Annotated in this window: 19 protein-coding genes; 17 read left to right on the top strand and 2 right to left on the bottom strand. The window is 69.3% G+C overall.

Annotation, left to right across the window (positions count from 1 at the left end; all coding sequences use genetic code 11):
- Positions 1–609: 609 nt before the first annotated feature.
- The 14 genes from mraZ (at position 610) to lpxC (ending at position 16480) form a co-directional block, all read left to right on the top strand.
- Complete coding sequence (gene mraZ, locus E5843_RS12045) at positions 610–1056, top strand: division/cell wall cluster transcriptional repressor MraZ (RefSeq protein ID WP_134674163.1); 447 nt, start codon at positions 610–612, stop codon at positions 1054–1056.
- Positions 1053–2018, top strand: coding sequence for a 16S rRNA (cytosine(1402)-N(4))-methyltransferase RsmH (gene rsmH, locus E5843_RS12040; RefSeq protein ID WP_141066028.1), 966 nt, complete (start codon positions 1053–1055; stop codon positions 2016–2018). Before mraZ ends, rsmH begins: the two co-directional genes overlap by 4 nt.
- Complete coding sequence (gene ftsL, locus E5843_RS12035) at positions 2015–2281, top strand: cell division protein FtsL (protein WP_425480716.1); 267 nt, start codon at positions 2015–2017, stop codon at positions 2279–2281. Before rsmH ends, ftsL begins: the two co-directional genes overlap by 4 nt.
- Complete coding sequence (locus tag E5843_RS12030; protein ID WP_136413096.1) at positions 2278–4122, top strand: peptidoglycan D,D-transpeptidase FtsI family protein; 1845 nt, start codon at positions 2278–2280, stop codon at positions 4120–4122. The genes ftsL and E5843_RS12030 overlap by 4 nt, the downstream gene beginning before the upstream one ends.
- Positions 4119–5582, top strand: a complete 1464-nt coding sequence (locus E5843_RS12025; protein ID WP_141066027.1) for a UDP-N-acetylmuramoyl-L-alanyl-D-glutamate--2,6-diaminopimelate ligase — start codon at positions 4119–4121, stop codon at positions 5580–5582. The genes E5843_RS12030 and E5843_RS12025 overlap by 4 nt, the downstream gene beginning before the upstream one ends.
- A 2-nt stretch (positions 5583–5584) precedes the next feature.
- On the top strand, positions 5585–6997 hold the full coding sequence (locus E5843_RS12020) for a UDP-N-acetylmuramoyl-tripeptide--D-alanyl-D-alanine ligase (RefSeq protein WP_136413095.1): 1413 nt from the start codon (positions 5585–5587) through the stop codon (positions 6995–6997).
- On the top strand, positions 6987–8072 hold the full coding sequence (gene mraY / locus E5843_RS12015; RefSeq protein ID WP_136412764.1) for a phospho-N-acetylmuramoyl-pentapeptide-transferase: 1086 nt from the start codon (positions 6987–6989) through the stop codon (positions 8070–8072). Before E5843_RS12020 ends, mraY begins: the two co-directional genes overlap by 11 nt.
- Positions 8072–9424, top strand: coding sequence for a putative lipid II flippase FtsW (gene ftsW / locus E5843_RS12010; RefSeq protein ID WP_136412763.1), 1353 nt, complete (start codon positions 8072–8074; stop codon positions 9422–9424). Before mraY ends, ftsW begins: the two co-directional genes overlap by 1 nt.
- Complete coding sequence (murC, locus tag E5843_RS12005; protein ID WP_136412762.1) at positions 9421–10869, top strand: UDP-N-acetylmuramate--L-alanine ligase; 1449 nt, start codon at positions 9421–9423, stop codon at positions 10867–10869. The genes ftsW and murC overlap by 4 nt, the downstream gene beginning before the upstream one ends.
- Positions 10866–11828, top strand: coding sequence for a D-alanine--D-alanine ligase (locus tag E5843_RS12000; protein ID WP_136412761.1), 963 nt, complete (start codon positions 10866–10868; stop codon positions 11826–11828). The genes murC and E5843_RS12000 overlap by 4 nt, the downstream gene beginning before the upstream one ends.
- Positions 11825–12694 (top strand): cell division protein FtsQ/DivIB, encoded by an 870-nt coding sequence (locus E5843_RS11995; RefSeq protein WP_136412760.1) that lies wholly within the window; start codon positions 11825–11827, stop codon positions 12692–12694. Before E5843_RS12000 ends, E5843_RS11995 begins: the two co-directional genes overlap by 4 nt.
- Complete coding sequence (gene ftsA, locus E5843_RS11990; protein WP_100321820.1) at positions 12691–13926, top strand: cell division protein FtsA; 1236 nt, start codon at positions 12691–12693, stop codon at positions 13924–13926. Before E5843_RS11995 ends, ftsA begins: the two co-directional genes overlap by 4 nt.
- A 100-nt stretch (positions 13927–14026) precedes the next feature.
- The gene (gene ftsZ / locus E5843_RS11985; RefSeq protein WP_134674154.1) at positions 14027–15259 is read left to right on the top strand and encodes a cell division protein FtsZ; all 1233 of its coding nucleotides are present in this window, start codon (positions 14027–14029) and stop codon (positions 15257–15259) included.
- Positions 15260–15571: 312 nt separating this feature from the next.
- Positions 15572–16480 (top strand): UDP-3-O-acyl-N-acetylglucosamine deacetylase, encoded by a 909-nt coding sequence (gene lpxC, locus E5843_RS11980; RefSeq protein WP_136412758.1) that lies wholly within the window; start codon positions 15572–15574, stop codon positions 16478–16480.
- A 428-nt stretch (positions 16481–16908) separates the two neighbouring features.
- Here lpxC and E5843_RS11975 read toward each other — a convergent pair whose 3' ends face one another.
- Complete coding sequence (locus E5843_RS11975; protein WP_136412757.1) at positions 16909–17358, bottom strand: DciA family protein; 450 nt, start codon at positions 17356–17358, stop codon at positions 16909–16911.
- A 47-nt stretch (positions 17359–17405) separates the two neighbouring features.
- Between E5843_RS11975 and E5843_RS11970 the strand changes: the two genes are divergently transcribed.
- From E5843_RS11970 to E5843_RS11960, 3 genes are all read left to right on the top strand, one after another.
- Positions 17406–18278, top strand: a complete 873-nt coding sequence (locus E5843_RS11970; RefSeq protein ID WP_208002215.1) for a M23 family metallopeptidase — start codon at positions 17406–17408, stop codon at positions 18276–18278.
- A 148-nt stretch (positions 18279–18426) separates the two neighbouring features.
- On the top strand, positions 18427–21159 hold the full coding sequence (secA, locus tag E5843_RS11965; protein WP_136412756.1) for a preprotein translocase subunit SecA: 2733 nt from the start codon (positions 18427–18429) through the stop codon (positions 21157–21159).
- A 433-nt stretch (positions 21160–21592) separates the two neighbouring features.
- Positions 21593–22603, top strand: coding sequence for a Nudix family hydrolase (locus tag E5843_RS11960; RefSeq protein ID WP_243733061.1), 1011 nt, complete (start codon positions 21593–21595; stop codon positions 22601–22603).
- 129 nt (positions 22604–22732) lie between these two features.
- On the opposite strand, the gene E5843_RS11955 is transcribed toward E5843_RS11960, so the two are convergent.
- Positions 22733–23233 (bottom strand): YciE/YciF ferroxidase family protein, encoded by a 501-nt coding sequence (locus tag E5843_RS11955; RefSeq protein WP_136412755.1) that lies wholly within the window; start codon positions 23231–23233, stop codon positions 22733–22735.
- Between the last annotated feature and the right edge of the window lie 3 nt (positions 23234–23236).

The following is a 23236-nucleotide window of genomic DNA, read 5'->3' as shown; positions in this document are numbered from 1 at the left end:
GCCTGCGGCGCGAGCCGCCCCCTGACTCAGGGGGCTCAGTGCGACACGTCGTCGCCATCTCCGAAGCGTCACCCGCACGGCCCGTACGCCCCTCTCCCGCCCGCGGGAGAGGGGATGGGGTGAAGGCGTCGATATGCCCTCATCCGCCCTCCGGGGCACCTTCTCCCGCAGGCAGGCGAAGGGCTCGTCGGTAAGAAGTCGATGGATCTTCGCGGGGCACGCGCCCCGACACGTCGCCCGCAGCAGCAGAAGGTCGGGCCTGGGCGCTCCCCGCGGGAGCCACATTCCACTCCACGCAGTGGGCCCGCTGTGGAGCTCGCCTCAAGCGCATATCCGTGCTCGGCCTGCCCGGCTTTCACGCCGCCTCCACGACCCTGAATTCTGTGAGCAGTCTCAAAATTTGAGACGAAACAGCAGCTTGTGGATAAAGCTTGAACAAGTATGTGAACTTCTTCGCAAGTCATTGACCGGACTAGCGAAAATTTGACAAACGCGTTGTTGACAACCCCCTGACCCGACCCTAAGGTGGCGCCACGTGGGGAAGCCGGGTTTTTTGTGGTTTTCCGCGGAATTGAAGCCTGCCGCAGACGGGCATCCGGGCAGAGACCAGTGTTCCAGGGCGAGACCGCCATCACCATCGACGACAAGGGCCGCCTGGCGATTCCAACCGCCTATCGGGATCCTGTCGCTCGCGTGTGCGCCGGCCGCCTGGTCCTCACCTACAACCCGTTCGAGTCCGGCTGCCTGTTCCTGTATCCGGAAGCCGAGTGGGAGCGCGTGCGCGACGCCGTCAACCAGCTGCCGGGCTCGCTGTCGGCGCACCGGCGGATGCAGCGTTGCCTGGTCGGTTCGGCGGCGCACGTCGAACTCGATGGCAACGCCCGCATCAGCGTCCCGGCCAGCCACCGCGCCGCGGTCGGCATCGAGAAGAAGGCCGTGCTGCTGGGCATGGGCGACAAGTTCGAACTCTGGAGCGAGCAGGCGCACCACGCGCAGATCCGCCAGGTGATCACCGACGAGGATCTCAGCGGGCAACTGCTCGAGTTGAAGCTATGAACGGCGGTGGCGCGGACGCCCTGTCCGGCCACCTTCCAGTCATGGTCGCGCAGGTCATCGACGGGCTGCGGGTGGTGGAGGACGGCGTGTATCTGGACGGCACGTTCGGTCGTGGCGGCCATGCACGGCGCGTACTGGAACGTCTGGGCACACAGGGCCGGCTGCTCTTGATGGACAAGGATCCCGAAGCGATCGCCGTGGCCGGACGCGAGTTCGGCGCGGATGCGCGCGTGTCCGCGCGCCAGGCGAGTTTCGCATCGCTGGGCGGCTGGGACCTCGCGCAGGCCGGCGTCGACGGCATCCTGTTCGACCTCGGCGTGTCCTCGCCGCAACTCGACGTCGCCGAGCGCGGGTTCTCGTTCGGCAAGGACGGCCCGCTGGACATGCGCATGGACCCGGGGTCCGGCGAAAGCGCGGCGCAGTGGCTGGCGCATGCCGACGAGCGCGCGATCGCCGACGTGCTGTGGACCTACGGCGAGGAACGCCACAGCCGCCGCATTGCCCGCGCCATCGTCGCCAGGCGCGCACAGGAGCCGATCGTGCGCACCGCGCAGCTGGCCGAACTGGTCGCGTCGGTGATGCCGCGCGGCAAGCCGGGCGGCGAGCGCAACCGCATCCACCCGGCCACGCGCAGCTTCCAGGCCATCCGCATCCATATCAACCGCGAGCTGGCCGATCTCGAGGCCGGGCTCGATGCCGCGCTCGAGGTGCTGCGTCCCGGCGGGCGGCTGGCGGTGATCAGCTTCCACTCGCTCGAAGACCGCATCGTCAAGCAGTTCGTCGCGCGCCACGCCAGGCCGCCGGCCAGCAACCGCCGGCTGCCGGAAGTGGCGCCGTTCGTGCCGCGCCTGCGCGACCTGGGCGGCGCCATCCATGCCGAGGCCGACGAGGTGGCGGCCAACCCGCGCGCGCGCAGCGCGGTGCTGCGGGTGGCGGAGAAGCTCGGCGGGGTGGCGCGATGATCACCCGTTTCCTCATCGCGATCATCGTCGTTGCCACCGTGATCACCGCGATCGGCGTGGTGCATGCGCGGCACCAGCACCGCCAGCTCTTCAGCCAGCTCACCCGGCTCGAGAACGCACGCGACGAACTCAACATCGAATTCGGCAGGCTGCAGCTCGAACAGGCGACGTGGGCGGAAAGCACCCGCATCGACCAGGTCGCGCGCGACCGGCTGGGGATGAAGTTCCCGGAAACCGCCGACATCGTGGTGATCCGGCCATGAGGTTCGGGCGCATCCCCGGCGGCCATGCCAAGCGCCCGCGTGCACGTGCGCAGTTCGACCTGCGCGCGCGGCTGCTGCTGGTGGGCGGCGGGCTCGGGCTGGTGGCGCTGGTGCTGATCGGCCGCGCCATCGACCTGCAGCTGATCGACAACGCCTTCTACCAGCAGAAGGCGGACTCGCGCTTCCTGCGCGAACTGCCGATCGCCACCTCGCGCGGGATGATCACCGACCGCAACGGCGAGCCGCTGGCGATCTCCACCCCGGTGGCGTCGCTGTGGGCGAATCCGCAGGAGCTGGTGAAGCATCCCGAACGCATCACCGAGTTGGCCGGGGCGATTGGACAGGATCCCGACCAGCTCGCGCGCGCGGTCGCGCAGCGCGCCGACAAGGAGTTCATGTACCTGCCGGGGCAGCGCCGCATCCATCCGGCCAGCGCGCAGAAGATCGTCGCGCTCAACATCCCGGGCGTCTTCAGCCAGCGCGAGTTCCGTCGCTTCTACCCGCAGGGCGAAGCGCTGGCACACGTGCTCGGCTTCACCAACATCGACGACCGTGGCCAGGAAGGCATCGAGCTGGCGTTCGACGAATGGCTGCGCGGACATCCCGGCGCGCAGAAGGTGATCCGCGACCGCCGCGGCCGCATCGTCGAGAACGTCGACCTGGTGCGGCCGGCACAGCCGGGCAAGGACCTCACACTGTCGATCGACCGGCGCATCCAGTACCTCGCCCATCGCGAACTGCGCAATGCGATCGTCGCCTCCGGTGCCAGCGCCGGTTCGTCGGTGATCCTCGACGTCGCCACCGGCGAGGTGCTGGCGATGGCCAACCTGCCGGCCTACAACCCGCACGTGCTCGGCAGCACCGACCGCGAGGCGCGCCGCAACCGCGCGGTGACCGACCTCATCGAGCCGGGTTCGACGATCAAGCCGCTGACCGTCGCCGCGGGACTCGAGGCCGGCACCATCCGCCCCGAGACGCGCATCGACACCAACCCCGGCTGGATCCCGAACGGGCGCTACCGCACCAGCGACTTCCGCAACTACGGCGTGCTCGATGTCACCGGCGTGCTGACCAAGAGCTCCAACGTCGGCGTGGCGAAGATCGTGCACACCTTGCCCGACCAGCGCTTCTACGAATTCCTGCGTCGCTTCGGTTACGGCCAGAGCACCGGTAGCGGCTTCCCCGGCGAGGCGGCCGGCTTCCTGCGCGAGCCGTCGAGCTGGGACGGCACCATGAAGCAGACGATGTCCTACGGCTACAGCATGTCGGTGACGCCGCTGCAGCTCGCGGTCGCCTACGCGGCGCTGGGCAACGGCGGCAGGATGATCGCGCCGACCTTCGTCAAGGGCCAGCACAACGAAGCGCGGCAGGTGCTGGATCCGGGCATCGCCGCCGAAGTGATGCGGATGATGCAGACGGTCACCGAGCCCGGCGGGACCGCCACCCGCGCGGCGATCCTCGGCTACCACGTCGCCGGCAAGACCGGCACCGCGCGCAAGGCCAGCGGCGGCGGCTACGCACGCCGCTACATCGCGTTCTTCGCCGGCCTGGTGCCGGTCGACAACCCGCGCTTCTCGATGGTGATCGTGATCGACGATCCGGACACGTCGCGCGGTGGCTCCACCTATGGCGGCGGGTACATCTCGGCGCCGGTGTTCAAGGCGACGATGGAAGGCACGTTGCGGCTGATGGACGTGCCGCCCGACGACATCGACACCTGGCTTGCGGCGCAGGCCGATGCCGAGCGCAAGCGCCGCGCCACGGCCGCGCGGCAGGTGCCCGTGCGTGTGGGCGCCCCGGTGGCCGCAGCGACTGCGGTCAATGCCGGAGCCGCGCGATGAGCCGCGTCGCGCTGCGCGAGCTGCTGCCCGACGTCGCCGGCGTGCCGGCGGGGCTGGCGGTGTCCGGTCTGGTGCAGGACAGCAGGGAAGTCGGACCCGGCGATGCGTTCATCGCCATCCCCGGCTTCGGCACCCACGGCCTGCGCTTCGCCGCGCGTGCGCGCGAGGCCGGTGCCGCGGCGATCGTCTACGAGACGCCCGCGCCGGAAGACCTCGAGGTGCCGGCCGACGCGATCGCGGTGCCCGGGCTGCGCACGCGTCTGGGTGCCATGGCCGACCACTTCCACGGTTCGCCGTCGCAGGCGATGGTCACCGTCGGCGTCACCGGCACCAACGGCAAGACCTCCACCGTGCAGCTGCTGGCGCAGGCGTGGACGCTGCGCGGCCTGCGTGCGGGCAGCATCGGCACGCTCGGCGCCGGCCTGCATGGTGCGGTCGAACCGACCGGCTTCACCACGCCGCAGGTGTCGCAACTGCATGCGCTGCTGGCGCAGCTGCGCGACGACGGTGCGCAGGCGGTGGCGATGGAGGTCAGTTCGCATGCGCTCGACCAGGGGCGCGTCGACGGCGTGCATTTCCGCGTCGGCGTGTTCACCAACCTCACCCGCGACCATCTCGACTACCACGGCGACATGGCCGCCTACGGTGCCGCCAAGGCGCGGCTGCTGCGCTGGCCCGGCCTGGAAGCCGCGGTGGTCAACCTCGATGACGCCTATGGTCTGCGGCTGTTCGAAGCCGGCCATGCCGAGCGCACCATCGGCGTCAGCGCACGCGGCAATCCCGCTGCGCTGCTGCGCGCGGAGTCGGTGGTGCTCGACGGCGCGGGCATCGGCTTCGAGTTGCGGATCGGCAACGTCGCGCACGCGGTGCGGTCTCCGCTGCTGGGCCGCTTCAACGTCGACAACCTGCTGGCGGTGGCTGGCGTGCTGCATGCGCTGGGTGACGACATCGCCACCATCGCGGGCACGCTGGCACGGCTTGAACCGGTGCCGGGCCGGATGACGCGCCTCGGGGGCGCCGGCCGGCCGACCGTGGTGGTCGATTACGCCCACACCCCGGATGCACTGGAACAGGCGCTCGCCAGCCTGCGCGACCACGTGCGTGGTCGGCTGGTCTGCGTGTTCGGCTGCGGCGGCGAGCGCGACCGTGGCAAGCGCCCGCAGATGGCGGCGATCGCCGAGCGCCTGGCCGATGCGGTGGTGGTGACCGACGACAACCCGCGTGGCGAGGACGGCGACGCCATCGTCGCCGGCGTCCTCGAAGGCTTCGCCGACCGCGCCGCGGTGACGGTGCAGCGCGACCGTGCGGCCGCCATCGCCCGGGCGATCGACAGCGCCGGCGCCGACGACATCGTGCTGGTTGCCGGCAAGGGCCACGAGCCCTACCAGGAGGTCAACGGCGTACGCCATCCATTCGATGACGCGCAGGTGGCGCGCCGGGTGCTGGAGCAGCGCGCATGAGCCTGCCGATCACCCCGATGCTGCTGTCGCAGATCGCCCGCCTGGCGCAGGGACGGCTGCACGCCGCTGCCGGGGCCGACCCGCTGATCGATGCAGTGGAAACCGACACCCGCGCGTTCGGCGAGGGCGACAGCACGCTGTTCGTCGCGCTGCGCGGTGAGCGCTTCGACGGCAACGACCATGTCGCGGCGGCGGTCGCCTGCGGCGCGCGCGCGGTGCTGGTGTCGCGCCTGGCCGACGCGACAATCCCGCAGATCGTGGTCGACGACACCCAGACCGCGCTGGCGATGTGGGCCGGCGCCGTGCAGCGCGCGCGCAGCGGCACCGTGGTCGGCATCACCGGCAGCAACGGGAAGACGGGGGTCAAGGAACTCACGCGCACGATCCTGTCGCGGCTGGGGCCGACCTACGCCAACCCCGGCAACCGCAACAACGAGATCGGGTTGCCGCTGTCGGTGCTGTCGGCGCCGGAAGACAGCCGCTACGCGATCTACGAGATGGGCGCCGGCAAGCCCGGCGACATCGCCTGGCTGACGGCGGTTGCGCGGCCGCAGGTGGCGCTGGTCAACAACGTGGCGCCGGCGCATCTCGAGCGCATGGGCAGCCTGTTCGGCATCGCCGAGACCAAGGCCGCGATCTACGAGGCGCTGCCCGCCGACGGCACCGCCATCATCAATGCCGACGACGCCTTCGCGCCGTACTTCGCCGAACGCGCGCATGGCCGCCGCCTGCTGCGCTTCGGCATCGACAACGGTGCCGACATCGCCGCCACCGCGATCCGCGCCAGCGATGCCGGCAGCACCTTCGTGCTGGTGCTGCCCGATGCCGAAGCCGCGGTGGAACTGCCGCTGGCCGGCCGCCACAGCATCCGCAATGCACTGGCGGCGGCATCCATCGCCTGGGCGCTTGGCGCCAGCGCGGGCGTCATCGCCAACGCGCTGTCCACCGCGCAGCCGGTGGCCGGCCGCCTGGTGCGCCATCGCATGGCGGGCGGCGGCCTGCTGATCGACGACAGCTACAACGCCAACCCCGGTTCGATGGACGCCGCGATCGACACCCTGGCGGCCGCTGCGGGCCAGCGCTGGCTGGTGCTGGGCGACATGGGCGAGCTGGGCACGGATGCCGCCGCGCTGCATGCCGAGATCGGCCGCCGCGCACACCAGGCGGGCATCGAACGGCTGTACACGGTGGGCCGGCTGAGCGCCGCCGCGGCGCAGGCATTCGGCGCCGACGCCCACCACCACGACGACCAGCCCGCACTGATCAACGCGTTGCGACGCGAGGTGCAGGCGCGGGCTGCGGCAGGCGAGGGCGCATCGCTGCGCGTGCTGGTCAAGGGATCGCGCTCGAGCGCGATGGAGCGGGTCGTGTCCGCATTGCTGGAACTGAGGGAGGACACCACCGATGCTGCTTGAGCTGGCGCGCTGGCTGCAGGGGCTCGAGGATTTCTTCGGCCTGTTCGCGTACCTGACCTTCCGCGGCATCCTTGCCGCGCTGACCGCGCTGCTGCTGTCGCTGTGGTGGGGCCCGGCGGTGATCCGCAGGCTGGCCCAGTACAAGGGTGGCCAGCCGATCCGCAGTGACGGCCCGCAGACCCACTTCTCCAAGGCCGGCACCCCGACCATGGGCGGTGCGCTGATCCTGTTGACCGTGCTCGCCTCGGTGCTGCTGTGGGGCGACCTGCGCAACAAGTACGTGTGGGTGGTGCTGCTGGTGATGCTCGCCTTCGGTGCCATCGGCTGGTACGACGACTGGATCAAGATCGTCAAACGCGACCCGAACGGGCTGAAGTCGCGCTGGAAGTACCTGCTGCAGTCGGTGTTTGGCCTGGCGGCCGGCATCTACCTGTACCAGACCGCGGACGTACCGGCGGCCACCACGTTCTATATCCCGCTGTTCAAGGCGGTGGCGTTGCCGCTGGTGTCGATCACCTTCGTCGCCATCGCCTATTTCTGGATCGTCGGCTTCTCCAACGCGGTCAACCTCACCGACGGCCTCGACGGGCTGGCGATCATGCCCACGGTGCTGGTGGCCTGCGCGCTGGGCGTGTTCGCCTATGCCTCGGGCAACGCGGTGTTCTCCAACTACCTGCAGATCCCGCAGATTCCGGGTGCCGGCGAACTGGTGATCATCTGCGCGGCGATCGCCGGCGCAGGGCTCGGCTTCCTGTGGTTCAACACCTATCCGGCGATGGTGTTCATGGGTGATATCGGCGCGCTGGCGCTCGGTGCGGTGCTGGGCACCATCGCGGTGATCGTTCGCCAGGAACTGGTGCTGGTGATCATGGGCGGCATCTTCGTCATCGAGACGCTCTCGGTGATGATCCAGGTGGCGTCGTTCAAGCTCACCGGCAAGCGCGTGTTCCGGATGGCGCCCATCCACCACCACTTCGAGCTCAAGGGCTGGCCGGAGCCGCGCGTCATCGTGCGCTTCTGGATCATCTCGGTGATCCTGGTGCTGGTCGGCCTCGCGACGTTGAAGGTGCGCTGATGGCCCGGCCCTACGACAGCGCGATCCACGACTCCGCCGCGCGCCAGGCCACCCGCCTGGATGCCATCCAGGGTCGCTTCGATCCGTGGCTGGGCGGTGCGGCGATCGCGCTGGCGGTGCTGGGCGTGGTGATGGTCGGCTCGAGCTCGATCGCGGTGGCCGAGGAACTCGAGGTCGGCCCGTTCTACTTCCTGGTCCGTCACCTGATGTTCCTGGGCATGGGCGCGGTGCTGTGCGCGCTGGTGATGCGCACCGAGCTCAAAAGCATCGAGAAGTACGACCGCCTGCTGCTGCTGGGCTGCTTCGGCCTGCTGCTGCTGGTGTTCATCCCGGGCCTTGGCCACAGCGTCAATGGCGCGCAGCGCTGGATCAACCTGGGCGTCTCCAACTTCCAGGTCGTGGAAGCGGTGAAGCTGATGTACATCGTGTGGCTGGCCAGCTACCTGGTGCGCTTCCGCGACGAGGTCAACGCGACCTGGGGCGCGATGCTCAAGCCGATCTTCGTGGCCTGCGGCCTGATGGTGCTGCTGGTGTTCCAGCCGGACTTCGGCTCGCTGGCGCTGATGCTGGCGATCACCGCCGGCATGCTGGTGCTGGGTGGCGTGCACCTGCCGCGGATGGCGGCGCCGGTGGTCATCGGCCTGCCGCTGCTGGCGATCGTGGCGATCGCCGAGCCGTACCGCATGCGCCGCCTCACCTCGTTCATGGATCCGTTCGCGGATCCGTTCAATTCCGGCTACCAGCTCGCCAACGCGCTGATGGCGGTCGGCCGTGGCGAACTCACCGGCGTCGGCCTGGGCGCCTCGATCCAGAAGCTCAACTACCTGCCCGAGGCGCATACCGACTTCATCCTGGCGGTGATCGCGGAGGAACTCGGCTTCCTGGGCGTGTGCCTGGTGATCGGCCTGTATGCGCTGCTGGTCGGGCGCGCGCTGTGGATCGGCCTGAAGTGCGTGGAGATGCGCCGCCATTTTGCCGGCTACTGCGCCTTCGGCGTGGCGCTGGCGATCTCGCTGCAGAGCCTGGTGTCGATCGGCGTCAACCTCGGGCTGCTGCCGACCAAGGGCCTGACGCTGCCGCTGATCTCGTCGGGCGGCTCGAGCGTGATGATGACCTGCGTCGCGGTCGGCCTGCTGCTGCGGGTGTCTTTCGAACTCGACCGCGCGCAGCGCCAGGTCGCGCGCCTGCGTGGCGATGCACCTGCTCCGGCACCGACCGCGCACGACCCTGCGCCCGCACGCGCCACGCCTGCCACGCACGCGCCGGCCGCCGAGGCCGCGCCGCTGCCCACCTACGGCACCAGCCGCCTGCGCCAGCGCGTCGAACCCACCTTCGGGAGAACCTCTGCATGATCCGTCGCCTGCTCGACGCCCGCCTGCTGTCCGGCGCCGAACTCGCGCGTGCCTACGGGCGGGTGCATTTCGTCGGCATCGGCGGCGCCGGCATGAGCGGCATCGCCGAGGTGCTCAACACGCTGGGCTACAACGTGTCGGGTTCCGACCTCGCCGACAACGCGGTGACGCGTCGCCTGCAGGCGCTCGGCATCCGCGTGCATCGCGGGCATGCCGCCAACAACGTGCAGGGCACCGACTGCGTGGTGATCTCCAGCGCGATCCGGGCCGACAACCCGGAACTGGTGGAAGCGCGTGCGCGCCGCATCCCGGTGGTGCCGCGTGCGGAGATGCTGGCCGAACTGATGCGCCTGAAGCGCGGCATCGCGGTCGCCGGCACCCACGGCAAGACCACCACCACCTCGTTGACGGCCAGCGTGCTGGCCGAGGGCGGCATGGACCCGACCTTCGTCATCGGCGGGCAGCTGCTGGCCGCCGGCGCCAATGCGCGTCTGGGCGGCGGTGACTGGCTGGTGGCCGAGGCAGACGAGAGCGACGGCAGCTTCCTGCGGCTGAACCCGCTGGTGGCGGTGGTCACCAATATCGATGCCGACCACCTCGAGAACTACGGTGGCGATTTCGCGCGCGTGCAGGCGGCGTTCTCCGAATTCCTGCACCGGCTGCCGTTCTACGGGCTGGCGGTGCTGTGCATCGACGATCCCGAAGTCGCGCGGCTGGCCGAGGAGACTCCGCGCCACGTGACCACCTACGGCTTCAGCGACGACGCCGACGTGCGCGCCGAGGACGTGGTGCAGCATGGCCCGCGCATGTGCTTCACGCTGTGCCTGCCCGATGGCAGCCGCACGCCGGCGACGCTGGCACTGCCCGGCCGCCACAACGTGCAGAACGCGCTGGCGGCGGCGTCCGTGGGCTGGCAGGTCGGTGTGGACCCGGCGCGCATCGTGCAGGCGCTGGAGAAGTTCCAGGGCATCGGCCGCCGCTTCAACCTGCTGGCCGAACTCACCACCGCGCAGGGCGCGACGGTGCAGCTGGTCGACGACTACGGCCACCACCCGAAGGAACTCAAGGCGGTGTTCGAGGCCGCTCGCGGCGGGTGGCCGGAGAAGCGACTGGTGGTGGCCTTCCAGCCGCACCGCTACAGCCGCACCCGCGACCTCCTCGATGACTTCGCCGCGGTGCTGTCCGATGTCGACGTGCTGGTGCTGACCGAGGTCTATGCCGCCGGCGAGGCGCCGCTGGCGAATGCCGATTCGCGGGCGCTGGCACGTGCGATCCGTGCGCGCGGGCGTCTCGATCCGGTGGTCGTCGACGACACCGATGAACTGCGTGCGGTGCTGCCCGACGTGCTTGCCGATGGCGACCTGCTGCTGGTGATGGGCGCGGGCGACATCGGCCATGCCGCACAGCAGCTGGCACTGGAAGGTTTCCCGGAGGCGGCGCGATGAGTGCACGTCCGCTGCCCGCCCCGCGCCTCGTCGATCCCGCCGGCTTCGGCCGCGTCGCCGTGCTGCTCGGCGGCACCGGGTCCGAGCGCGAGGTGTCGCTGGAATCCGGTCGCAACGTGCTCGAAGCACTGCGCGCGCGTGGCGTCGATGCACAGCCGGTCGACGGCATCGCCGCGCTGGCGCAGGCACTGGTGGCACGCCGCTACGACCGCGTGTTCAACGTGCTGCATGGCCAGCACGGTGGCGGCGAGGACGGCGTGGTGCAGGGGCTGATGGATGCGCTCGGCGTGCCGTACACCGGCTCCGGCGTGCTCGGCTCGGCGCTGAGCATGGACAAGATCCGCACCAAGCAGGTCTGGTTGAGCCTCGGTCTGCCGACGCCGGCCTATGCGCGCCTGGCGCGTGGCGACGACGTGCATGCCGCCGCGCGCACGCTGGGCCTGCCGGTGATCGTCAAACCGTCGCAGGAAGGCTCGAGCGTCGGCGTCAGCCGCGTGTTCGACGATGCCGGCCTCGAGGATGCGGTGCAGCTGGCCGCACGCTACCCGGGCGAACTGCTGGTCGAGCGCATGGTGGTCGGCGACGAGCTCACCGTCGGCGTCCTCGACACCGGCGACGGCCTGCGCGCGCTGCCGTCGATCCGCATCGTGCCCAAGGGATCGTGGTACGACTACGAAGCCAAGTACGTGTCCGACGAGACGCAGTACCTGTGTCCGGGCCTCGAGGGCGACGACGAGCGTCGCATCGGCGAACTCGCGCTGGCGGCCTTCGTCGCCGCCGGCTGCGGTGGCTGGGGCCGCGTCGACATCATGCGCGACCGCGAGACCGGCAACTTCCAGCTGCTCGAGGTCAACACCGCGCCGGGGATGACCAGCCACTCGCTGGTGCCCAAGGCCGCCGGCCAGATCGGCATCGGGTTCGAGGAACTGTGCTGGCGCGTGCTGGAGCAGACCCTGTGAACGCCATGCTGCGCATCCTTGCCTGGGCACTGGCGCTGGCACTGGTGGCACTGCCGGTGGTGGCGGTGGTGCAGGGCTGGATCGGCGCCGAGCGCTGGCCGCTGCGCACGCTGCGGGTGATCGGCGACCTCGCCTGGGTCGAGGATGCGGCGCTGCGCGAGGCGGTGCTGCCGCATGCACAGCGCGGCTTCTTCGCCGTCGACCTCACCGCGGCGCAGGCCGCGGTCTCCGCGCTGCCGTGGGTGGAACAGGCCGAGGTGCGCAAGCGCTGGCCGGACGTGCTGGAACTGCGCGTCAGCGAACACCGTCCGTTCGCGCGCTGGGGCGACGACCGCCTGCTGTCCGAGCAGGGACGGTTGTTCCCGGCCGCCGGCACCACCCCGCCCGACGGCCTGCCGTGGTTCGACGGCCCGGAGGCACGCGTGCCCGACGTGGTCGCGCTCTACAACGAGTCGCGCGCGCTGTTCACCGCGGTCGGCGACGACGTCGAGCGCGTGGCGGTTGATTCGCGCGGCAGCTGGTCGATGCGCCTGGCCAGCGGCACCGACGTGGTCATTGGCGGGCAGCAGGCGCGCCCGCGCATCGAACGCTTCGCCCGCCTGCTGCCGCGGCTGCTGCACGAGCGCGCCGAGCGCCTGCAGCGCGCGGATCTGCGCTACACGAATGGCTTTGCGCTGACCTGGGGCGAAGCCGCCCCGGCCGATGGCACGGCCACCGCTGCGATGGTTGCGGACCGCCGTCCGCCTGCAGCCATGCGGGCGTCGCCCGCGCCGCAAGCGCTCCACGCAATCGCCCGCGTCCTGTCTTCCGGCGCCGGCGTTCCGCGCGCCCTGTTTTCCCCCTTCATTTCCGGCAGCACCGCATGAACCGCAAAGGCGACAAGGCCCTGATCGTCGGCCTCGACATCGGCACCTCCAAGGTGGTGGCGCTGGTGGGCGAGTACTCCCCCGGCAACCCGATCGAGGTGATCGGCATCGGCAGCCATGAATCGCGCGGGTTGAAGCGCGGCGTGGTGGTCGATATCGAATCCACCGTGCAGTCGATCCAGCGCGCGATCGAGGAAGCCGAGCTGATGGCCGGCTGCGAGATCCGCTCGGTGTACGCATCGATCTCCGGAAACCACGTGCAGTGCAAGAACTCGCCGGGCATCGTGCCGATCCGCGATGGCGAGGTGACCTGGGCCGACCTCGACCGCGTGCTCGACGCCGCCAAGGCGGTGGCGATCCCGGCCGACCAGAAGATCCTGCACGCGATCCCGCGCGAATACGTGCTCGACGATTCGCAGGAAGGCATCCGCAATCCCGTCGGCATGACCGGCGTGCGCCTGGAGGTGCACGCGCACCTGGTGGTGTGCGCGCAGTCGGCTGCCGCCAACATCTCCAAGTGCGTGCAGCGCTGCGGGCTGCAGATCGACGACCTGGTGCTGTCGTCCCTGGCCTCGTCGACCGCGGTGCTGACCGCCGACGAGCGCGAGCTCGGCGTGGTGCTGGTCGACATCGGCGCCGGCACCACCGATCTCGCGGTGTTCGTGCAGGGCGCGATCTCGCACACCTCGTCGCTGCCGATCGCCGGCGACAAGGTCACCGAGGACATCGCGCACATGCTGCGCACGCCGACGCCGGAAGCCGAGCAGATCAAGGTGCGCTACGCCTGCGCGCTGGCGCAGCTGGCCACCAGCGAGGAATCGATCCAGGTGCCGTCGGTCGGCGACCGCCCGCCGCGGCGCCTGCCGCGGCAGTCGCTGGCGCAGGCGGTGCAGGCACGCTACGAGGAGATCTTCGAGATGGTGCAGGCCGAACTGCGCCGCTCGGGCTTCGAGCAGCACGTGCGCGCCGGCATGGTCCTGACCGGCGGCGCCGCGAAGATGGAAGGCGTGGTCGAGCTCGCCGAGGAGATGCTGCAGATGCCGGTGCGGGTGGGCATCCCGCAGCACGTGACCGGCCTGGGCGAAGTGGTCGGCAACCCGGTGCATGCCACCGGCGTCGGCCTGCTGCTGATGGGAAGCCAGATCGAACATCCCCGTCGCCCGGTGATCCCGACCGGGCGTGCAGGCAGCTTCTTCAAGAAGTTGAAGGAGTGGTACCGGGGCGAGTTCTGAGCCGGCCCGCTACGCGCGGGCCGGACGGAGGGAAGCAGGGCGGAGCAGGGCGTTTCAACAACATATCGATAAGCAACACACACTTGCGAGGACAACGGACATGGCGCATTTCGAACTGGTAGAGAAGATGGCACCCAATGCCGTCATCAAGGTCATTGGCGTGGGCGGTGGCGGTGGCAACGCCGTGGCCCACATGGTCAGCAGCAGCGTGGACGGGGTGGAGTTCATCACCGCTAATACCGACTCGCAGGCGATCAAGAACTGCGGCGCGAAGCTGCAGCTGCAGCTCGGCGGCAACGTCACCAAGGGCCTGGGTGCGGGCGCGAACCCGGAGGTCGGCCGTCAGGCCGCACTGGAAGACCGCGAGATCATCATGGACGCGCTGCAGGGCGCCGACATGGTGTTCATCACCGCCGGCATGGGCGGCGGCACCGGCACCGGTGCGGCACCGGTGGTGGCGCAGCTGGCCAAGGAGATGGGCATCCTGACCGTCGCCGTGGTCACCAAGCCGTTCCCGTTCGAGGGCCGCCGCCGCATGCAGGTAGCGCTGAAGGGCATCGAGGACCTGTCGCAGCACGTCGATTCGCTGATCACCATCCCCAACGAGAAGCTGATCACCGTGCTCGGCCGCAACGCCACGATGATCCAGGCGTTCCGTGCCGCCAACGACGTGCTGCTGGGCGCCGTGCAGGGCATCGCCGACCTGATCGTGCGTCCGGGCCTGATCAACGTCGACTTCGCCGACGTGCGCACCGTCATGTCCGAAATGGGCCTGGCGATGATGGGCACCGGCCACGCCCGCGGCGACGACCGCGCGCAGGCGGCCGCTGAGTCGGCGATCCAGAACCCGCTGCTCGACGACGTCAACCTCGCCGGCGCCAACGGCATCCTGGTCAACATCACCGCCGGCCCGGACTTCACCATGTCGGAGTTCGACGAGGTCGGTCGCACCGTGGAAAACTTCGCCAGCGAGGACGCGACCGTCGTCATCGGCACCGTGCTCGATCCGGACATGCAGGACGAAGTGCGCGTCACCGTGGTCGCCACCGGCCTCAACCGCGCGAGCGCCCGTGCCGGCGTGCGTGGCAGTGACCATGCCGGCGAGCAGGTGCGTCGCCCGCAGGTGCAGCTGATCCACACCCAGGCCAAGCGCGACGGCACCACGGGCCTGGCGATCGACGATGCGGTTGCAGGCCAGGCGCCGAGCATCGCCTCGGCCCTGCGTGGCCGCAGCGTTGCCGCGGAGGAATCGTCGAAGCCGGCCGTGGCCGATTTCGGCAGCGACAGCAGCTACCTGGATATTCCTGCGTTCCTGCGTCGTCAGGCCGACTGACGGCTGCATCGCTGGACCGGTCCGGGCCGTCCGTCCCGGACCGTGTGGTACTGCTGTGTCCTTTGCCACCGGGCCTGCGCCGGCCCGGTGGCGTTTCCTCCCGAGGGTGGATCAGCCCGTCGCCGACGCATGCGTGCGGGCGGGAAAACCCACTCGCGGTGCATTTATGGCCTGCTTCCCGAAAGCTCCGTGGCAGGTCCCTGGCAAGCCCGAAGGCGCCAGCCGCTTCCGTTCAGGTTAAGCCGGTCGCGTGCTAACCTTCGCGCGTTCCGCGTTGGCCCACCGGGTTCCCGCGCCCCTGGCAGACCCCTGATGCCCAAGCAACGCACCCTCAAGAACACCATCCGCGCCACCGGCGTAGGCCTGCACAGCGGCGAGAAGGTTTTCCTAACGCTGCGCCCCGCGCCCGTCGATACCGGCATCGTGTTCCGCCGCGTCGACCTCGACCCGGTGGTGGAAATCCCCGCCAGCGGCGAGCTCGTCACCGAAACCATGCTGTGCACCGGGCTGACCCGCGGCGCCGGCAAGGTGATGACGGTCGAGCACCTGATGTCGGCGCTGGCCGGCCTCGGCGTGGACAACATCTACGTCGAACTGTCCGCGGCCGAGGTGCCGATCATGGACGGCTCGTCCGGCCCGTTCGTGTTCCTGCTGCAGTCGGCCGGGATCGTGTTGCAGGATGCACCCAAGCGCTTCATCCGCATCAAGCGCGAGATCGAAGTGCGCGACAGCGACAAGATCGCCCGCTTCACGCCATACGACGGGTTCAAGCTCGACTTCACCATCGAGTTCGACCATCCGGCCATCCCGGCGACGCAGTCGCGCGCGGTGGTCGAGTTCTCCACCGAGAACTACATCCGCGAAGTGAGCCGTGCGCGCACCTTCGGCTTCATGCGCGACCTCGAGTTCATGCGCGAGCGCAACCTCGGCCTTGGCGGCTCGATGGACAACGCGATCGTCCTCGACGAATTCCGCGTGCTCAACGACGACGGCCTGCGCTACGCCAACGAGTTCGTCCGCCACAAGATCCTCGATGCTGTCGGCGATCTGTATCTGGCCGGCCACCCGATCCTTGGCGCGTTCGAGGGCTTCAAGTCCGGCCACGCGCTCAACAACAAGCTGGTGCGCGCACTTCTGGCGGAGCCGTCGGCCTGGGAAGAAGTGAGCTTCGGCGAACACGCCGACGCGCCGGTGTCCTACGGCGTCCCTGTCGCTGCCTGATCCCTCGGCACGGGTCTCTCTGTTGTCACTGCGGACTAAGTAACTGCCGCGATCGCCTCGCGCATCGCGGGCGTGTCTGCACGTTCCGCATTCCGGTGACTTCCGCCAGGCGGATTCCAATCGACGGTGTGCTGACGTCTCGCCCGGCAGACGACCGGGCACTGGCGGCAATCCGGTCTAGCCACCGGTTGCTCCGGATCCTCGAGCGACGCCGCTGCCAATGAAATCAGTGCGTTGGCGGCTCAGCGAGCCTGTGCCGTCTGCCCATTGAAAGCTCCCGATGCTCACCAACGTGAGTTCGGAGTGAATTCATAACGTAAATTTAACGAAAATTTACGCTCACTTATCGAGTCGTTAACCCTTCGCCCGGGTATGGCCGATAGGATGCCCCGTCGCCGTCGTGGAGGCTGTGTGAAGCCGCGACGGTGTCAGGACCCGCTTCGATCGTCGGTGTCAGTGGTCGACAGGAGCGTGACCGCCTCGCGCAGGGCCTGCTCGGCGTGAGGCGAAAGAGGACGTGACCTGGGCCCGGCCGCGGGGGGCGGCGAGGCGGGTCGGCTGGTCGTACGCACCACCAGCACCGTGACATCCAGCCCGAGGGAGCGGGCGGCTTCGAGGATCTGCGGACCGGCCAGCCTTGCACGGGCATGCCAGACAGCAGCTTCCACCAGCAGTACGAGCCTGCCACCGTCGACGTTGCCCAGCCGCGCATGCGCGGCGAGCGCCGGGGGAAGCAGGGGACGCAGTCGCCGGTCCAGGTCGTCGAGCCAGAGAGCACGACGCAGCGGATCGCCGGCCGCACCGCCCAGCAGCGTATCGAGCGCCGGCTGGGGGGTTTGCGGACCGGTTCCTGGCGGCTTTGAACGAACTCCGGACATGTGACGCAATGACCTTGAACACTTTTACCCAGCAGGCGCGAGCCCGCATGATGCACTGGTTGCAGTGCACGCGCGTACAGATCGCCCGCCGCCCGATGACCGCCGCCGCCGTGCTGGCATGCTCGGGCCTCGCCTTCGGTGCCGCCGCCGGCGCCGGCGAGATCTCCCGCCTCAAGGCGGAAAACACCCGCCAGCAGGCGATGATCGACAACACCCGCCAGGAAGCGCAGCGCGAAGTCAACGCGCTCGCCGCCCGCCTCGGCGAACTGCAGGCCCAGGCCAACCGGCTCAACGCACTGGGCGAGCGCCTGACCCGCATCGGCAAGCTCGGCGAGGGCGAGTTCGACTTCACCGCCGCGGTCGGCGTGGGTGGTCCCGGGCCGGTGCTCGACATGCCGCCGCACGCACTGCAGGAAGGCATGGAGCAGGTGGACACCCAGTTCCGCACCTCGGGCGACCAGCTTTCGGTGCTCGAGGCCCTGCTGCTGGGCGAGGAAATGGAGCGCGCGGCACTGCCGTCGCGCTCGCCGGTGGCCAGCAGCTATGTCACCTCGAGCTATGGCTATCGCGCCGACCCGTTCAGCGGTGGCCGCGCCTTCCACCGCGGCATCGACTTCAGTGCCCGCCACGGTGATCCGGTGATGGCGGTGGCTGACGGGGTGGTCAGCTACTCCGGCCAGCGCGCCGGCTACGGCAACGTGGTCGAGGTCGACCACGGCAACGGCTACGTCACCCGCTACGCGCACAACTCGCGCAACACCACCCGGGTCGGCGACCTGGTCCGCGCCGGCACCGAGCTGGCGAAGGCTGGCTCGACCGGGCGCTCCACCGGCGTCCACGTGCACTTCGAAGTGTGGGAAGGCGGTCGCGTGCTCAATCCGCGCCAGTTCCTCGCCGACATGGGCGTCTCGCGCCAGTAGTGTCCAGCGGGGCGGCGCGGCGCTTGAAACGCAGGCCCCGCGTCACCACGCTACAATCCGCGTTGCCATGAAAAAGGGCGCCCCGCGCCCTTTTTTCGTTGCGGGCCTGTACCACCGGCCCGTCCCCGAACCCCGAACCGGTACACCCATGCTCAACCGCCTGCTCACCAGCGTCTTCGGCAGCCGCAACGAACGCCTCGTCAAACAGCTCGACAAGGTCGCCCAGAAGGTCAATGCGCTCGAGCCGGAGATGCAGAAGCTCACCGATGCCGAGCTGCAGGCCAAGACCCCGCATTTCCGCCAGCGCGTCGCCGACGGCGAGTCGCTCGACAAGCTGCTGCCGGAAGTGTTCGCGGTGTGCCGCGAGGCCAGTCGCCGGGTGCTGGGGATGCGCCATTACGACGTCCAGCTGATCGGCGGCATGGTGCTGCACATGGGCAAGATCGCCGAGATGCGCACCGGCGAAGGCAAGACCCTGGTGGCCACGCTGCCTGTCTACCTCAACGCCCTGGAAGGCAAGGGCGTGCACGTGGTCACGGTCAACGACTACCTGGCACGGCGCGATGCCGCGCAGATGGGCAAGCTCTACAACTGGCTAGGCCTTACCGTCGGCGTGGTCTATCCGGGCATGCCGCACGGCGACAAGCACGCCGCCTACGGCGCCGACATCACCTACGGCACCAACAACGAATTCGGCTTCGACTACCTGCGCGACAACATGGCGCTGTCGAAGGCCGACCGCTACCAGCGCGGGCTGAACTACGCGATCGTCGACGAGGTCGACTCGATCCTGATCGACGAGGCGCGCACGCCGCTGATCATCTCCGGCCCGGCCGACGAGACCCCCGACCTCTACATCAAGGTCAATCGCATCGTCCCGTCGCTCAAGCGCCAGGAGGTCGAGGACGGCGTCGGCGACTTCTGGGTCGACGAGAAGCAGAAGCAGGTGCATATGTCGGAGGCGGGCCAGGAGCACGCCGAGGAGCTGCTGCGCAAGGCCGGCATCATCGGCGAGGACGAGGGCCTGTACGACCCGCACAACATCCACGTCGTCCATCACCTCAATGCGGCGATGCGCGCGCATTCGATCTACCAGCGCGACGTCGACTACATCGTGCGCGACGGCGAGGTGGTGATCGTCGACGAGTTCACCGGCCGCACGCTGCCGGGCCGGCGCTGGTCCGACGGCCTGCACCAGGCGGTCGAGGCGAAGGAAGGCGTGCCGGTGCAGCGCGAGAACCAGACGCTGGCGTCGATCACCTTCCAGAACCTGTTCCGCATGTACGGCAAGCTGTCGGGCATGACCGGCACCGCCGACACGGAAGCCTACGAATTCCAGTCGATCTACGGCCTGGAAGTGGTGGTGATCCCGACCCATCGGCCGATGGTGCGCAAGGACCATCCGGACGCGGTGTTCCTCAACCGCGCCGGCAAGTACCGCGCGGTCGCCCGCGAGATCAAGGACGCCTACGAGCGCGGCCAGCCGGTGCTGGTCGGCACCACCTCGATCGAGGTCTCCGAGCTGCTGTCGGGTGAACTGCGCAAGGACAACATCCCGCACGAGGTGCTCAACGCCAAGCAGCACGAGCGCGAGGCGCAGATCATCGCCCACGCCGGTCGTCCGAAGGCGGTGACCATTGCCACCAACATGGCCGGTCGCGGTACCGACATCGTGCTCGGCGGTTCGCTCGAAGCCGAGCTGCACGAACTCGGCGAGGACGCCGGCGACGAGCAGAAGGCCGCGCTGCGCGCCGCATGGCAGCAGCGCCATGAGCAGGTGGTCTCGGTCGGAGGGCTGCACATCATCGGCACCGAGCGTCACGAATCGCGCCGCATCGACAACCAGCTGCGCGGCCGTTCCGGCCGCCAGGGCGACCCGGGTTCCAGCCGCTTCTACCTGTCGCTGGAAGACAACCTGATGCGCATCTTCGCCGCCGACTGGGTGCAGAAGGTGATGGCGCGGATGGGCCTGCAGGAAGACGACATCATCGAGTCGCCGCTGGTCACCAAGCAGATCGCCAACGCGCAGCGCAAGGTCGAAGCCCACAACTTCGACATCCGCAAGAACCTGCTGGACTTCGACGACGTCAACAACGACCAGCGCAAGGTCATCTACGGCCAGCGCGACGAGCTGCTGGAAGCCGACAGCGTCAAGGAGACCGTCGACGGCATCCGCGCCGACGTGGTGGCGGAGACGGTCGCGCGCTTCGTGCCGCCGGATTCGATCGACGCGCAGTGGGACCTGCCGGGCCTGGAGGCGGCGCTGGAAGCCGACTTCGGCCTGCGCCTGGACCTGCGCAAGCTGGTCGAGGAGGAGATCGACGCCGAGGGCATCACCGCGCATGTGCAGGAAGCCGTCGACGCGCTGTTCGCGGCCAAGGAGCAGCAGATCGGCAGCGAGACCATGCGCATGCTGGAAAAGCACCTGATGCTCAACGTGGTCGACCAGAGCTGGAAGGAGCACCTGGCGCGCATGGACTACCTGCGCCAGGGCATCTACCTGCGCGGTTACGCGCAGAAGCAGCCGAAGCAGGAGTACAAGCGCGAAGCGTTCCTGCTGTTCTCGGAGCTGCTCGACAAGGTCAAGCGCGAGGTGATCGCCATGCTGGCGCGCGTGCGCGTGCGCAGCGAGGAAGAGATGGCGGCGATGGAAGCCGAGGAGCGCCGCCAGATCGAGGCCAAGCTCAACCAGGCGCAGTTCCAGCATGCCGACGCCGGCGGCTTCGGCGCCGACGAGGAAGCCGAAGCGGTGCAGCGCGGCCTGGCCGCGCAGGGTGGCGTCGCCCAGGTCACCCGTGACGCGCCCAAGGTCGGCCGCAACGATCCCTGCCCCTGCGGCAGCGGCAAGAAGTACAAGCATTGCCACGGGCAGCTCAGCTGAGCTGAGCTGCCCGTGGTGCCGCCCGCATAGCGGGCGGCAACCCCAGGTCCGCTATGCGGGCCGTGGGGTGCCACGGGGTTGCTTCCACACCCCCGCGCCGTTGGCGCGCCCCCCTCACTCAGGGGGGCTTTCCTCCGGGAAGGGCAACCTGCACTGGTTGGCGCCGCGGCGCTTCCCGGCGTTGGATAGACGCGGGTCAGCACAGAGGCGCTAACAGGCCTTCTCCCGCGCGCGGGAGACAACGCGGCAGGAATGCCGCGTTATGCGGCGAAGCCGCCCGTAGCGCGAGCGCCATGGGAGGCGCGAGTGCAGGTGGCGCGAAGCGCCGGATGAGGGAAAGCGCTGTAGTCCGGTGTCTTCGACTTACGCCGCCCGGCACCCGCAACCGCCAACGTTCACCACCGGCAGAACCACTTCTTCCGATGATGTCTCCATGAGTGACCAGGACACTGCCCCCGTCGTCGAGGTGATGGCGGGCGTGATTACCGACGCGCGCGGACGCGTGCTGCTGACCCGCCGGACCGAGGGGCGCGACCTTGCCGGGCTGTGGGAATTCCCGGGCGGCAAGCGCGAGCCGGGCGAGACCCGGGAGCAGGCGCTGGCGCGTGAGCTCGACGAGGAGCTGGGCATCCGCGTGGAGATCGGTGCGCCGCTGATCACGGTGCCGCAGCGCTACCCGCACAAGCGCCTGCGGCTCGACGTGCGGATGATCGACGGCTGGCGCGGCGCACCGAAGGGACACGAAGGCCAGGCCATGGCCTGGGTGCCGCAGGACAAGCTCGAGCGTTACATGATGCCGCCCGCGGACCGTCCGGTCGTGGCCGCGCTGCGCCAGCCCGATCGCTATGCGGTGACCCCGTCTCCCGGTCCCGACGAACGCGACGAGGACTGGCTGGCCGGCGTGGAGCGCCTGCTCGCCAATGGCATCCGCCGCCTGCAGTTGCGGCTGCCCGACATCGAGGTCGATCGCCGCAAACGGCTGGTGGCGGCGGCCGCGCTGCTGGGGCGGGCGGTGCACGCCGACGTGCTGGTGAATGGCGATGCGGTGCTTGCAGCCGAGCACGGCTGCGGCCTGCACCTGCCGGCACGCCAGCTGATGGCCTGCGAGGCGCGTCCGGTGGCCGAGGACATTCCGTTCGGCGCGTCCTGCCACGATGTCGACCAGCTGCGGCAGGCCGAGCGCGTGGGCTGCGACTTCGTGGTGCTCGGCCCGGTGGCGGCGACCGCCAGTCATCCCGGCGTGCCCGGGCTGGGCTGGGACGCCTTCGCCGCGATGCGCGAAGAGGTGTCATTGCCGATCTATGCGATCGGTGGCCTCGCCACCGACGGGCTCGCGCTGGCGCGCGCGCATGGCGCGCAGGGCATCGCGGCGATCCGCGGGTTCTGGGCGGCGGAGCCTGCGCCTGCTCCCGGCCGGCGTCGCGGCAGGAGCCGCGTGGCCTGACTCACGCGACTTCGCTGGACCCAAAGAAAATGGTCCGGCAGGGCAACCCACCGGACCACGTCATCTGCGCCTTCGCGTGCGAAGGCAGCACCCGAATCACCGGGCCGCCACGCGGGCGGCCCGTTCCGATCAGGCGGCCTTCTGCGCCGCGCGCTGGTTGCCACCCTGCTCGGCGAGGATGGTGAGCTTCTCGTCGGTGGCCTTCTCTTCCTCGAGCGTCTCCAGCAGCAGCGGCAGCGCGTCCTTGTAGCCGAGGCTCTTGGCCATCGCGCACAGCGTGCCGTAGGCCGCGATCTCGTAGTGCTCGGCCTTCTGCGCGCCACCGATCAGCGCGGCATCGCGCAACGGACCGGCCTCGATCGATTCGATGGTGTCCTTCGCTTCCTCGACCAGGCCTTCCATCGCCTCGCACTTGATGCGCTTGAGCTTGACGCCAAGCACTTCTGCGACCTGCTCCAGGCGCTCGACCTGCGCCTCGGTCTCGGTCAGGTGGGCCTCGAACGCCGCGACCAGGCCTTCGTCGGTGGCCGCCTTCGCCAGCCGCGGCAGCGACTTGGTCATCTGCTTCTCGGCGCTGTAGGTGTCGGACAGTTCATGGATGAAGAGGTCTTCAATCGTCTTGATCGCCATCGT

The organism is Luteimonas yindakuii (assembly GCF_004803715.2).
Taxonomy (GTDB): Bacteria; Pseudomonadota; Gammaproteobacteria; order Xanthomonadales; family Xanthomonadaceae; genus Luteimonas; species Luteimonas yindakuii.
Note: the sequence above shows the minus strand (reverse complement) of the source record. Positions and strands in the feature narration are given on the sequence as shown.